Raw genomic sequence first — 13,234 nt, forward strand, 5'->3', positions numbered from 1 at the left:
AGTGGTAATGACGGTCAGACCATCATTACCACTCACGAGTGATCAACGCCGCCGGTTTTCCACCTTCCCCGCCAACGTGCGCAGGAACGCCGGGTCCCCGTCGGCGGTGACCTTCACGTCGTACCAGCCGTTCGCGACCGGCCAGTCCACCGTGACCGAACGCCCGGCCCCGACCCGCACCACGCGCGTGAAGCGCGACGACGTCAGCCGCAGTGTCAACGCCGACGAGCCCGAGTTCGACAGCTTGAACTCGACACCCGAACGCCAGGTCAGGAACCGCGTCCGCACGTCGACACCCGCGGCCGCGCCCTGGCGGTTCCCGCGCAGTTCCCACCACGACCGGTTCGGCCCCTGGACGACGACCCGGTATTCGTCCCCCGGCAGTGGCACGGTTTCGGCGGCTTCGCCTAGGACATCGCGGTGCGCGGGCTCGGCGAATTCGCCCTTGTACGGGTACAGCGCGAAATGCGCCGACGACGAGCCGCTGTTCGCCAGCGACAGCGCGAGCGAACCGGACTTCACGACACCGGACACCGAAACCTGGTACGGCAGCGGACGTGCCGGGCGGTCGCCGGGCTCCGCGACCGGCAGGGCCTGCTTCGACGGCGCGGACGGGCGCCAGCGGCTGATCGGAGCGGGCACCGGGCCAGGGCGGGTGACGCGCGGCCGGCGTCCGGCCCGCGAGAAGTCGAAGGCGCCGGTGAGGTCGCCGGCCACGGTCCGGCGCCAGTCGCTGATGTTCGGCTCGGCGATCCCGGTCCAGCGTTCCAGGAACCGCAGCACGGAGGTGTGGTCGTAGACGGTCGAGTCGACGTGGCCGCCGATGGACCACGGCGAGACGACCGTCATCGGGACACGCGGGCCGAAGCCGAGCGGCTGGCCGTTGAAGTGGTCCGCGTCGTTGGCCGCGTTGCCGGGCGGAACCGGCGGCGGGACGTGGTCGAAGTAGCCGTCGTTCTCGTCGAAGTTGATCAGCAGCACCGTTTTCGACCACGTTTCGCGGTCGGAGGCGATGGCGTCGAGCACGCGGTAGATCAGGTTCGCGCTGCCGACCGGCGTGGACGCGCCGGGGTGCTCGGAGTCGACGGCCGACGGCACCAGCCAGGACACCGCGGGCAGCCTGCGCGCCTGGATGTCGGCCTTCAGCCGGGTCACCAGCGTCTCCGGCTCGCTGCGGTACATCGCCTTCTGGAACAGGCTCCGCTCGGCCGGCGTCAGCGCGGCGACCCCGGCGTCGAACTGCTTCAGCAGCTTCGCGCGCTCCTCGGGGGTCTTCTTGGGGAGGTTGTCGTAGAACTCCTCGGTGGTACGGAACTTCCCGTCGACCTTGGCGAGGATCTTCGTGCCGACCTTCTTGAACGGGACGAAGTACTCCACGGCGTTGTCGGTGAAGTTGTCCCACTCCTGATAGATCCGCCACGACACCCCGGCCGCTTCGAGGCGCTCGGGGTAGGTCGTCCAGTCGTAGCCCTTGTGGTCGTAGGAGTACGCCGCGTTCGTGACCGCGCGATTCGTGGTGCTGCCCGGTTCGAAGCCGGTGGTCCCGGTCCAGAGGAAGTTCCGGTTCGGGTTGGTCGAGCCGAAGATCGAGCAGTGGTAGGCGTCGCAGATGGTGAAGGTGTCCGCGAGCTCGTACTGCAGCGCGATGTCGCGGCGCTCGTAGTACGTCATCGTGGCCGGGGTCTTCGCCCCGATCCAGCCGTTGTTCCAGCCGCGCGCCCACGCCTTGCCGCTGCCGTTCCAGCTGTGGTCGAGGTCACCGAGGTACTGGATGTCGTCCGGGCTCCGGCCGGCGAGTTCGGCCGCCTCCCGCACCGAGAACGGCAGCACCGTGCCGCCGGCGGGGTTCGGCTGCTCGAACACCGATCTCCCCGACGGCAGTTCGAGCGGACGGGCGTCGGAGAAGCCGCGGACACCACGCAGGCTGCCGTAGTAATGGTCGAACGACCGGTTCTCCTGCATGAGCACGATGACGTGCTCGACGGCGTCGAGACCGCCGCGGCGCATGGGCTCGGCCATGGCGGCGTGCACGGACGGGGGCAACAGTGTGGCGGCGGCCGCGGCGCCGGTGGCACCCAGCAACGTACGGCGTGACAGTTCAGGCATGCGCGCGACCTTGGCCGAGCAACGTGAACGGCATAAGAACCGAATGGGTCGTGTGCGCGGCGAACATCGTTCGCCACGCTCCCCGGCCCGCTTCACTGCGCTGAGTGACGGTCCGGCGGGGTGACACCGCCGAACGGCTGGCGGGGCGGTAACCTCACGGGCACCAAGACCGCAGACCCTTGAGGAGGGCCCGTGTCGGCAGGGCAGATCGCCGCATTGATCGCCGCAGGAGCATTCGTCGTACTCGTCGTGCTGCTGGCGATCGTGCTGTTCAAGCTCGGCCGGACACTGGACGAGGCCACGATCGCGATTCGCAAGGCGCATGAGAACACCGATCCGCTGCTGATCGGCGCGAACGAGACGATCACGCACGTCAACACGCAGCTGGAGCGGGTCGACGGCATCACCGCGAACGCGCAGGCCGTCAGCGGCAACGTGTCCGCCCTGACGTCGGTGTTCACCGCGACGCTCGGCGGTCCGCTGGTGAAGACCGCCGCGTTGTCCTACGGCCTCAGCAAGGCCATCAAGGCCCGCCGCAAGAAGGCGGAGGCGAAGGCGGCACGCCCGGCCCGGAAGCGGGGCCGCAAGTGAAGCGCCTGTTCTGGCTCGGCGTCGGCGTGGCCGCCGGCGTAGCCCTGTCACGTAAAGCGACCGAAACCGCTCGCCAGGCCACGCCCGCGGGGTTAGCCTCGAACCTGGGCGACGCCGTGCGGGAACTCGCGGGCGCCGTCGGTTCGTTCGGCGCGGAGGTCCGCGCCGGGATGAGCGAACGGGAACAGGAGCTGCACGACATGGTGTCCGAACGCACCGGTTTGAGCACGGCCGTCGACGGCCCTGCGGGCAGGCACGCGGCGTCGCCGCGGCGCCCGGCCCGTCGAGCTCGCCGGGCGGAGGGCTGATCGGGTCGCGTCCGCGACCGGAAGATCACGAGCCCTCCGCCGTTCCCGCCTGCCCTCGAATCCCCGCGCCTTCGCGCGAGCCCGCATCCAAGGACGAACCCGTGGAAACACACGAAATCACCCAGCGTTTTCTGAGCCATTTCGAGCACAAGGGGCATACCCGTGTCCCGAGCGCCCCGCTGATCCTCGACGACCCGAACCTGCTGTTCGTCAACGCGGGCATGGTCCAGTTCAAGCCGTACTTCCTCGGCGAGGTCCCGCCGCCGTACCCGCGTGCCACCAGCGTCCAGAAGTGCGTCCGGACCCCGGACATCGACGAGGTCGGCAAGACCACCCGGCACAACACGTTCTTCCAGATGGCCGGGAACTTCTCCTTCGGCGACTACTTCAAGGAAGGCGCCATCGAGGCGGCGTGGGAGCTGATCACCAAGCCCCAGAGTGACGGCGGCTACGGTCTCGACCCGTCGCGGATCTGGGCGACCGTCTACGAGGACGACGCCGAGGCGGCCGGGCTGTGGAAGAAGCTCACCGGCCTGCCCGGCGAGCGCATCCAGTCGCGTGACGGCAAGGACAACTACTGGGACATGGGCGTGCCCGGTCCCGGCGGCCCGTGCTCGGAGATCTACTACGACCGCGGCCCCGCCTACGGCCGCGAGGGCGGGCCGGTCGCCGACGAGGACCGCTACATCGAGATCTGGAACCTCGTCTTCATGCAGGACGTGCGGGGCGACAAGAGCCCGAAGCACGGCCACAAGCCGATCGGTGAGCTGCCGAAGAAGAACATCGACACCGGCATGGGTGTCGAGCGCGTGGCGACGATCCTGCAGGGTGTCGAGAACGTCTACGAGACCGACCTCGTCCGCCCGGTGATCGGCCGCGCCGAGGAGTTCTCCGGCCGCCGCTACGGCGCCGACCACACCGACGACGTCCGCTTCCGCGTCATCGCCGACCATGCCCGCACCGGCGTCCTGCTCATCGGCGACGGCGTCACCCCCGGCAACGACGGCCGCGGCTACGTGCTGCGCCGCCTGCTGCGCCGCATCATCCGCTCCGCGCGCCTGCTCGGCGTGCACGAGCCCGTGCTGCCCGCCTTCGCCGCGGTCGTCCGGGACACCATGGGCCCGACCTACCCCGAGCTGCTCTCCGGCTTCGACCGGATCGAGGACGTCGTGCGCGTCGAAGAAGAGGCCTTCCTCTCCACGCTCACCAGCGGTTCGCGCATCTTCGACCTCGCGGCCGAGGAGACCAAGCGCTCCGGTGGCTCGCTACTGGCCGGCGACAAGGCGTTCCAGCTGCACGACACCTACGGCTTCCCGATCGACCTGACCCTGGAGATGGCGTCCGAGCAGGGGCTGACCGTCGACGAAGAGGGCTTCCGCACGCTCATGAACGAGCAGCGGCAGCGGGCGAAGGCCGACGCGGCGTCGCGCAAGACCGGCCACGGCGACCTGTCCGAGTACCGCAAGGTGCTCGAACAGCACGGCGAGACCGAGTTCCTCGGCTACCGCGACCTGCAGGCCGACGCGAAGGTGGTCGCGCTGCTCGAGGACGGCGTCCCCGTCCGCAGCGTCGGCCCGGGCAAGAAGGCGGAGCTGGTCCTGGACCGCACGCCGTTCTACGCCGAGAGCGGTGGCCAGGTCGCCGACACCGGCGTGCTGCTCGGCGAGGGCGTCGAACTCAAGGTCCACGACGTGCAGAAGATCGTGCCCGGCTTGTTCGTGCATCGTGTCGAGGTGCTCGACGGCGAGGTCGGCATCGGCAGCGCGGTGACCGGTTCGGTCGACCAGCACCGCCGTCTGTCGATCGAGCGGTCCCACTCCGCGACGCACCTGGTCCACGCGGCCGTGCGCGGCGCGTACGGCAAGCGCGCGGCCCAGGCCGGTTCGCTCAACTCGCCGGGCCGGATGCGGTTCGACTTCACCACCTCCGGGTCGGTCTCGGCCGACGTGCTGACCGAGGTCGAGGAGGAGGTCAACGACTACCTCCAGACCAACGTCGAGGTCGACACCTTCGTCACCACGAAGGACAAGGCCCTCGAACTGGGCGCGGTCGCGCTGTTCGGCGAGAAGTACGGCAACGACGTCCGCGTCGTCGACATGGGCGAGTACTCCCGCGAGCTGTGCGGTGGCACCCACGTCGACCGCATCGGCCAGCTCGGCCTGGTGAAGCTGGTCGGCGACTCGTCCATCGGCTCCGGGGTGCACCGCGTCGAGGCGCTGGTCGGCTCGGACGCGCTCAAGTACGTCCGCAAGGAGCAGCTGCTGGTCTCGCAGCTCGCGAGCACCTTCAAGGTGCCGTCGGACCAGCTGCCTTCGCGGATCGACGACGTGCTCACCCGGCTCAAGAACGCGGAGAAGGAGATCGAGCAGCTGCGCACGCAGCAGGTGCTCGGCTCGGCCGGTTCCCTCGCGGACAAGGCCGAGGACATCGGCGGTATCGCGGTCGTCGCGGAGAAGCTCGGCGAGGGCGTCGACTCGAACGGCCTGCGCGCGCTGGCCTCCGACATCCGCGGCAGGCTCGGCGCCCGTCCCGGTATCGTCGCGCTCTTCGCGCCGCAGGGCGAGAAGATCGCGTTCGTCGTCGCGACCACCAAGACGGCTCAGGAGAAGGGCGTCGCGGCGGGCAAGCTCGTCCCGTCGTTCGCCGAGGCGATCGGCGGCCGCGGCGGTGGCAAGCCGGACATGGCCCAGGGCGGTGGCACCAACCCCGCCGGGGCGGACCAGGCCATCGCCTCCCTGCGCGCGGCGGTCGCCCAAGTTGGCTGACGACGCCGTCGGACGGCGCCTGGATCGGCCTGGGGAGTCCGATCCGGGGCGCGGCAGGCGACTCGGCGTGGATGTCGGATCCGTCCGGGTCGGGATCGCGCTCAGCGATCCCGACCCCATCCTCGCGAGCCCGCTCGTTACCCTCACTCGCGACGCGACTGGCGACAAGGACGTCGACCAGCTCGTCGAACTCGTCACGGAACACGACGTGGTCGAAGTCGTCGTCGGCTTGCCGAGGACGCTCAAGGACCGGCACGGCCCGGCTGCCGAGGCCGCGCTCGACTACGCCGACAAGGTCGCCGCGAGGATCGCTCCGGTGCCGGTGCGGCTGGCCGACGAGCGGTTGACCACGGTGACGGCATCCAGGATGCTGTCGCAGCGTGGGGTGAAGGGACGCAAGCTTCGTGCCGTCGTCGATCAGGCGGCCGCGGTCGAGATCCTGCAGGCGTGGATCGACGCGGTAGCGGCACATCGCGCACGGAAGGGCGATACATGACCGAGCCCCACGGCGGACCCGAACGCCGTCAGGGCGGCAGACGACGGTTGCGGGAGCCTGAGGAGGCCATCCAGCCGCCGGCCCCGCCCCGTCGAAGGCCCGAACCCCAGCCGCCCGCCCGGACCGGGCACGTGCGCCGCGATATGCCCGAGGCCCCGCCCGCGGCACCCCGCGGCCGCCGGACCGCCGAGGAGCCGCCACCGCGGGTCCGCCGCGCCGCCGCCGAGGAGCCACCCGCGCCCCGCGTACCGCGTCCGGTCCCGCCGAGGCGGACCCCGGAACAGGCGGTACCCCCGCCACCGCCTCCCGCGCCGCCCCGGCGGTCCCCCCAGCCGGGTGACCGCGGTCTCGGTCTGCCCGCCCGTGCCCAGGAGGAACCGCGTCCCGGCCGCCGCAGGCGCCATGAGGACGACGGCCCGTACCCGGACGAGCGCCCGACCGACATCATTCCCACCGTGCAGGAGACGCCGCTGGCCCGGCGTCCCGGAGCGGCGCCTCCTCCGCCCCAGGGCAGCGAGGAGGAATATGACCAGATCTTCGGCGACGACGACGCGTACGACGAGTACGAGGACTACGACGAGTACGACGAATACGAAGACGACCAGGACTTCGAGGACGAAGATCGCGCCGAGCCCGAGCGCATCGAGGACGAACGCCCGGAACGTCAGGGACCGCCGCCCAAGAAACGCAAGAAGAAGCGCGCGCTGAGCTGGATCGCCGCGCTGGCCGTGCTCGTCCTGCTCGCCGGTGGTGCCTACTACGGCTTCACCGAGATCTTCGGCTACGACGACTACGAAGGCGCCGGCGAGAGCGACGTCCTCGTCCAGGTGGAGAAGGGTGACTCGACGTCGGCGATCGGCAATCGGCTCCAAGCGGCCGGTGTGGTCGCCAGCGGCAAGGCGTTCGTGAAGGCGGGGGAGGACAACACCGCCGTCTCGCGGCTGCAGCAGGGCTACTACGTCATGAAGACGAAGATGTCCGGCGCCAGCGCGGTCGAGAAGATGACCGCCCCCGGTTCGAAGGTCGGCCAGGTCGAAATCCGGCCCTACACCCAGTTCCACGACATCACCCAGCCGGACGGCAAGGTGACGCCGGGGGTGTACTCGTTGCTGTCCAAGGCTTCCTGCGCCGATTTGAACGGCAAGAGCACCTGTATCCCGGTCGAAGAACTGCGCAAGACGATCGAGACCGCGGATCTGGCGCAGCTGGGTGTCCCGCCCTGGGCCGTCGAGGCCGCTTCGAAGGCCGAGCACAAGGACCGGCGGCTCGAAGGGCTGATCGCGCCGGGCATCTTCAACGTCAAACCCGGTTGGACGGCCGAGGAACTGCTCGCCGACGTCGTGAAGATCTCGGCGGAGCGCATCCTCAACGCCGGGCTGAGCGAGCAGTCCAAGGGCGAGGGCAAGACGCCGTACGAGACGCTCATCATCGCCTCGATCATCGAACGCGAGGCGGTGAAGGCCGACTTCGGGAAGATCTCGCGGGTCGTCTACAACCGGCTCGACGAGAAGATGCGGCTCGAGATGGACTCGACGGTCAACTACGTCCTCGACCGGCCGACCCTGCTCACGAAACCCGAGGAACGGGAAAAAGCGGGCGCGTACAACACCTACAAGTCCTTCGGCCTGCCTCCGACACCGATCGCGGTGCCCAGCGCGGAAGCGATCCAGGCCGCGCTCAAGCCGGTCGCGGGAGACTGGATCTTCTTCGTCAAGTGCGAGAAGAACGGGCTCTCCTGCTTCGCGGTGACGAACGACGAGCACAACAAGAACAAGCTGGACGCACAGAGGCGTGGTGTCTACTAACCGCAGAGCCGCGATCCTGGGAAAGCCGGTCGAGCACTCGCTCTCGCCCGTGCTGCACGGCGCCGCCTTCCGCGCGCTGGGGCTCGAGGGCTGGACTTACGAACGCGTCGAAATGGACGGCGAGGGCCTGCCGGAGTTCGTCCGGAGGCTCGGTCCGGAGTGGACCGGACTCTCGGTGACCATGCCGGGGAAACGGGCCGCGCTGGAGTTCGCCGACGAGGTGACGCCGCGCGCTGCGGCGGTCGGCGCGGCGAACACCTTGGTGCGCAGGGAAACCGGCTGGCTCGCCGACTGCACCGACGTCGACGGGATCACCGAGGCACTACGGATCGCCGGTGGCTACTCGCCGGACCCGGACGACGAGGCCATCGTCCTCGGCGCGGGCGGCACGGCCGCGGCGGCCGTCGTCGGACTCGCGGCGCTCGGCGTCCGGACGGTCCGGCTCGTCGTGCGCGAACCCGCGCGGGCGACGGAAACGGTCGGGGCGGCGAAGCGGGCCGGTCTGGACGTCGAGGTCCTTCGCTGGGCCGACACCGACTTCGGGAAGATCGCGGCGGCCTCGGCGGTACTGGTGAACACCGTGCCCCCGGACGCCGTCCGGCCGCACCTGGCGGAGCTGGCCGGGATCGGCCGCGTCCTCGACGTCATCTATCACCCCTGGCCGACAGCGCTCGCCGAAGCGGTCGCCGACCGGGGCGGTCGGCTGGCCACCGGGCTGGACATGTTGCTGCATCAGGCCTTCGGGCAAGCCGAATACTTCACCGGGCGGCCCGCGCCGCGCGAGGTGATGCGGGACGCGTTGCGGGAGGCGACCGGCGGGATCCTTTCCCTGCCGATCCGTTGACAGGTCCGTGAAGGCCTCCTTACCTACCCTGAAGGCAGGGAAGGAGGCCTTCACTACCGGCCGATGTCGCGAAACCGCCTGACAAGATCGTCCCGGTTCGATAATCTGGCCGACTGCCTTGAGGAAGGAACAAGGGGTCAATGCCTAAACCCGATCGTGACGACTACACCGAAGAAGACATCACCAGCGCGTGGGTCGATCAGGCTCCGGTACTGAATTCCACCGTCACCCTGGCCGAATACGACCCGGAGTGGCCCGAACTGTTCGAACGGGAAGCCAAGCGCGTCCGGGGAATCCTGGGGGAGCGAGCGCTGGTCCTGGAGCACGTCGGCTCCACGTCGGTGCCCGGGCTCTGCGCGAAGCCGATCATCGACATCATGCTCATCGTCCCCGACTCGGACGACGAGGACAGCTACGTGCCGCCGCTGGAGGCGGCGGGCTACAAGCTCACGATCCGCGAGCCGGACTGGGAGAAGCACCGCTGCTTCAAGGGCCCGGACACGAACATCAACCTGCACGTCTACTCGCCGGACAACGGTCAGACCGAGCGGTACCGGCTTTTCCGCGACCGGCTGATCGCGCACGAAGACGAGCGGAAACTCTACGAGGCCAAGAAACGCGAGCTGGCCGCGCGCACCTGGAAGTACATCCAGCACTACGCCGACGCCAAGACCGAGGTGATCGACGAGATCATCGAGCGGGCGCGTGCCGCCCAATACGACGGCTTCTCCCGGCTCTACGCCGCGCACGCCGAAAGCAGCAGCACCAACGCCCACTACGACCGGCCCGCCATCGTCGAGCTGGCCGGTGACGTGGCGGGCAAGCGGGTGCTCGACGTCGGCTGCGCGGCGGGACACCTCAGCGCGCTGCTCGCCGCGAAGGGCGCCGACGTCCTCGGCGTCGACGCCAGCAAAGGCATGGTCGCCGTCGCCCGGGAGAAATTCGGAGCCGTCGCGAGATTCGAGACGGCGGACGTGTCCCGGCCGCTGACGTTCGTCGAGGACGGCTCCATCGACGTCATCACGGCGTCGTTGGTGCTGCACTATCTGAAGGAGTGGGCCCCGGCGCTGGCCGAGTTCCGCCGCGTGCTGAAGCCGGGCGGGATCCTGGTGTTCTCGGTGCACCATCCCGGCGAGGACTGGCGCTGGTTCGGCAAGGAGAACTACTTCCAGCTCGAACTGCTCGACGACGAGTTCCCGCTGGGGGAGCACAAGCAGAAGGTCCAGTTCTACCGGCGGCCGCTGAGCTGGACCTTCGGCGCGGTGCGGGACGCCGGGTTCGCCGTCGACAGGCTGGTGGAGCCGATGCCGGAGGAGGCCCTCGCCGAGTCCGATCCGCGCTGGTACGCGAACCTGCGGACCAAGCCGCGGTTCCTGTACTTCCGGGCCGTGAACTAGGCCCCGCCGAACGCGTCTAGTCCTCTAAATGCGAGACACCCCCAAGAGCATTCAGAGGACGAAACGCGTTCTCACGCGGCGTCGTCGCGCTTCGAGAGGTCCCGGATCAGCGACACGATCTCACGGCTGACCGGCCGCAGCACCCGCAGTCGCGACAGCCCCACCAGCCGGGCGATCAGCGGCACCGTCCGCTCCACCAGCACCCGGCTGCGCTTCTGGCCCGCCGACCGGTCGTGGACCCAGAACAGCACGACCCCCATCTGGTACAGCCACAGCAGATCGGGCAGGTCGTCGCGCAGGTCCGGGTCGAGTTTGGCGTCGGAGTCGGCGATGACGTCGCGCATCAGCCCGATGGAGGCGTCCCGCGCGGGCGTCGACTCCTCGCTGAACGGGCTCAGTGGCGAGTCCGGGTCGGCGGCGTTGACGAAGAACTGGGTGCCGAAGCGGTGGTACGGCTCCGCGACGTCGAGCCAGGTCAGCAGGACGGTCTTGAGCCGTGCGCTGAAGTCCCGCTCACCTTCGATCGCCTGGCGCGCCGTCGTGAGGTGCGCCTTGGCGATCTCGTCGTAGAAGCCTTGGATAAGCTGGTCTTTCGAGGCGAAGTAGTAGTACGCGTTCCCGACCGAGACACCGGCTTCGGCGGCGATGGCCCGCATGGTCGTGCGGTCGTAGCCGTTCTCGGCGAACAGCCGCAACGCGGTCGCCACGATCAGTGACCTGGTTTCCTCACTCTTCGCCACCAGTGCACGTTATCCGGTCAGGGCGCCGGATGTGGAGCGGGCGCCGGGTAACCGGGGTAGGGCGGCGGCACCGGCGCGGGCCGCGTGGTGCCGTGGTTGAGGTGGCGACGCCGGATCCCGTTGAACACCAGCACGTTGCCGACGTGCATCACGCCGAGTACGAGCGCGACGGTGCCGACCTTCACCGACAGCATCTCGAAGACGTCGCGCGCGTCGAGGACGGTGTCGTTGCTGGTCAAGAACAGGGTCACGAAGCCGAGGCTGACCAGATAGAAGCCGGCGACCAGCAGCTGGTTGACCGAATGGGCCAGGGCTTGTTTGTCCTGGAAGACGTCTTCCAGGAATGTCTTGCCGTGCTTGCTCAGCGTGCGGGCGACCAGCACGGTCAGCGGGACGGTGATGACCAGGTAGAGCGCATAGGCCACTACGACAGGTTGCATGGGGGACCTCCGTTTTGAACGTGTTCAAGACAAACGGTAGCCGATGTTTTGAACGCGTTCAAGAGTCGCTGTTCACCGGAAGCTCACCAAGGGGACCGCGGCGGCCGCGTAAGGTCTGGCCAGAACTGGGTCGTCAAAGCAAAGCGGGGAGTACAGGACCTTGAAACGCATCGCCGCCGTGCTCACCTCGGTCGCCCTGCTGGCCGGGACGCTGCCGGCCGCCACCCCGGCGGAGGCCGCCGTCGGGCAGAGCGTCCGCTTCGCGACGTACAACGCTTCGCTCAACCGGGGAGCCGCGGGGCAGCTCGTGACCGACCTGTCGCAGCCCGGCAACGCGCAGGCGAACGAAGTCGCCGAGGTGGTCCAGCGCTCCCGGCCGGACGTGCTGCTGATCAACGAGTTCGACTACGTGCCGGAAAACCGCGCCGCGGACCTGTTCCGCGAGAACTACCTGAAGCGCGGCCAGAAGGGCGCCGCCCCGATCGACTATCCGTACGCCTTCACCGCGCCGTCCAACACCGGTGTCGCGACCGGCTTCGACCTCGACCGCGACGGCCGGGTCGGCGGCGGCAACGACGCGCACGGCTTCGGCCTTTTCGAGGGCCAGTACGGCATGCTCGTGCTGTCCAAGTACCCGATCGACACCAAGAACGCCCGGACCTTCCAAAAGTTCCTTTGGAAGGACATGCCGGGCGCGCTGCTCCCCGACGACCCGGCCACCCCGGCGCCGAACGACTGGTATTCGCCGCCGGCACTCGACGTCCTGCGCCTCTCGTCGAAGTCCCATTGGGACCTTCCGATCCGCGTCGGCCGCTCCACCGTGCACTTCCTCACCGCGCACCCGACGCCGCCCACCTTCGACGGCCCCGAAGACCGCAACGGCACGCGCAACAACGACGAGATCCGCTTCTGGGCGGATTACGTGACCCCGGGCAAGGGCCGCTACATCCACGACGACCGCGGTCACCGCGGCGGGCTGGGCGCGCACGAGAAGTTCGTCATCGCCGGCGACCACAACTCCGACCCGCTCGACGGCGACAGCGTCCCAGGCGCGATCTCCCGCCTGCTGAACGCCCCTCGCGTCCTCGAGACCCGCCCGGGCAGCGAAGGCGCGGTGCGCGCCGCACAGGACCAGGCAGGCGCCAACATCGGCCAGAAGGGCGACCCCTTCTTCGACACCGGCGATTTCAACGACAACGCGCCGGGGAACCTGCGGATCGACTACGTCCTGCCGTCGAAGGGCCTGTTCCCCTGGCACGCCGAAGTCTTCTGGCCGCTGCCCGACTCACCGCTGGCGCGGCTCAACGACGCGTCGGACCACCACCTGGTCCGCGTCGACGTGTTCGTGCCACGCTGGTAGGAAGCCGCCCGATCAACGCCGACTGAGTGCTTCGACCGCCGCTTCGGAGGTCTCTATGACGATCGAGTGGTAGTTCTCGATCCGCGAAACGATCTCCTCGCGCGGGCCGTTCAGCCAGGCCTCGCTGCCGTAGAACTCGCGTTCCTGCCGCTCGTGCGCTTCCAGCGAGGCGAACGCCCGGATCAGGTAAGCCTCTTCCTGGCCGTCTTCGGCGACCAGGGAACGACCGCAATCGACGACGCGCAGACCCGCGCTTTCCAGGAGGGGGAGGCAAACCTCGCGCATGACGCGGAGGAAATCCTCACTCGTCCCGGGCTTCAGTCGGTATGTCCGGAATTCGAGGATCACGGCGGCCTCCCTGCGCATGGTTACGGAAGCGACC

General features: G+C 69.0%; 12 protein-coding genes. 8 read left to right on the top strand and 4 right to left on the bottom strand.

Annotated elements, in window-relative coordinates; genetic code table 11:
• Nucleotides 1-42 precede the first annotated feature (42 nt).
• The gene (locus tag AVL48_RS31390; protein WP_061990038.1) at nt 43-2,106 is read right to left on the bottom strand and encodes a phosphocholine-specific phospholipase C; all 2,064 of its coding nucleotides are present in this window, start codon (nt 2,104-2,106) and stop codon (nt 43-45) included.
• Nucleotides 2,107-2,298: 192 nt separating this feature from the next.
• Here AVL48_RS31390 and AVL48_RS31395 point away from each other — a divergent pair, with 192 nt between their 5' ends.
• The 7 genes from AVL48_RS31395 (at nt 2,299) to AVL48_RS31425 (ending at nt 10,312) form a co-directional block, all read left to right on the top strand.
• Complete coding sequence (locus AVL48_RS31395; RefSeq protein WP_061990036.1) at nt 2,299-2,697, top strand: DUF948 domain-containing protein; 399 nt, start codon at nt 2,299-2,301, stop codon at nt 2,695-2,697.
• Nucleotides 2,694-3,005 (top strand): hypothetical protein, encoded by a 312-nt coding sequence (locus tag AVL48_RS31400; protein WP_061990034.1) that lies wholly within the window; start codon nt 2,694-2,696, stop codon nt 3,003-3,005. Before AVL48_RS31395 ends, AVL48_RS31400 begins: the two co-directional genes overlap by 4 nt.
• Before the next feature lie 101 nt (nt 3,006-3,106).
• Nucleotides 3,107-5,770 (top strand): alanine--tRNA ligase, encoded by a 2,664-nt coding sequence (gene alaS, locus AVL48_RS31405; RefSeq protein WP_061990032.1) that lies wholly within the window; start codon nt 3,107-3,109, stop codon nt 5,768-5,770.
• A 67-nt stretch (nt 5,771-5,837) separates the two neighbouring features.
• The gene (gene ruvX, locus AVL48_RS31410) at nt 5,838-6,266 is read left to right on the top strand and encodes a Holliday junction resolvase RuvX (RefSeq protein WP_244162683.1); all 429 of its coding nucleotides are present in this window, start codon (nt 5,838-5,840) and stop codon (nt 6,264-6,266) included.
• A 353-nt stretch (nt 6,267-6,619) separates the two neighbouring features.
• Nucleotides 6,620-8,071: an endolytic transglycosylase MltG gene (mltG, locus tag AVL48_RS31415; RefSeq protein ID WP_061990054.1), complete on the top strand. Its 1,452-nt coding sequence runs from the start codon at nt 6,620-6,622 to the stop codon at nt 8,069-8,071.
• Entirely contained in the window at nt 8,058-8,915 is an 858-nt protein-coding gene (locus AVL48_RS31420) for a shikimate dehydrogenase (protein ID WP_074038192.1), read from the top strand. Before mltG ends, AVL48_RS31420 begins: the two co-directional genes overlap by 14 nt.
• A gap of 140 nt (nt 8,916-9,055) precedes the next feature.
• Complete coding sequence (locus AVL48_RS31425; RefSeq protein WP_061990029.1) at nt 9,056-10,312, top strand: GrpB family protein; 1,257 nt, start codon at nt 9,056-9,058, stop codon at nt 10,310-10,312.
• A gap of 71 nt (nt 10,313-10,383) precedes the next feature.
• Here the strand turns inward: AVL48_RS31425 and AVL48_RS31430 are convergent, their stop codons facing one another.
• On the bottom strand, nt 10,384-11,052 hold the full coding sequence (locus AVL48_RS31430) for a TetR/AcrR family transcriptional regulator (protein WP_061990027.1): 669 nt from the start codon (nt 11,050-11,052) through the stop codon (nt 10,384-10,386).
• Nucleotides 11,053-11,069: 17 nt separating this feature from the next.
• A complete protein-coding gene (locus AVL48_RS31435; RefSeq protein WP_061990025.1) occupies nt 11,070-11,492 on the bottom strand; it encodes a hypothetical protein in 423 nt (140 codons plus the stop codon).
• A 160-nt stretch (nt 11,493-11,652) separates the two neighbouring features.
• Here AVL48_RS31435 and AVL48_RS31440 point away from each other — a divergent pair, with 160 nt between their 5' ends.
• Nucleotides 11,653-12,852: an endonuclease/exonuclease/phosphatase family protein gene (locus tag AVL48_RS31440; RefSeq protein WP_061990023.1), complete on the top strand. Its 1,200-nt coding sequence runs from the start codon at nt 11,653-11,655 to the stop codon at nt 12,850-12,852.
• A 12-nt stretch (nt 12,853-12,864) separates the two neighbouring features.
• Here the strand turns inward: AVL48_RS31440 and AVL48_RS31445 are convergent, their stop codons facing one another.
• Entirely contained in the window at nt 12,865-13,218 is a 354-nt protein-coding gene (locus tag AVL48_RS31445; RefSeq protein WP_063816612.1) for an NIPSNAP family protein, read from the bottom strand.
• Nucleotides 13,219-13,234: the final 16 nt, after the last annotated feature.

The sequence above is a fragment of the Amycolatopsis regifaucium genome (genome assembly GCF_001613935.1).
Lineage (GTDB): Bacteria > Actinomycetota > Actinomycetes > Mycobacteriales > Pseudonocardiaceae > Amycolatopsis > Amycolatopsis regifaucium.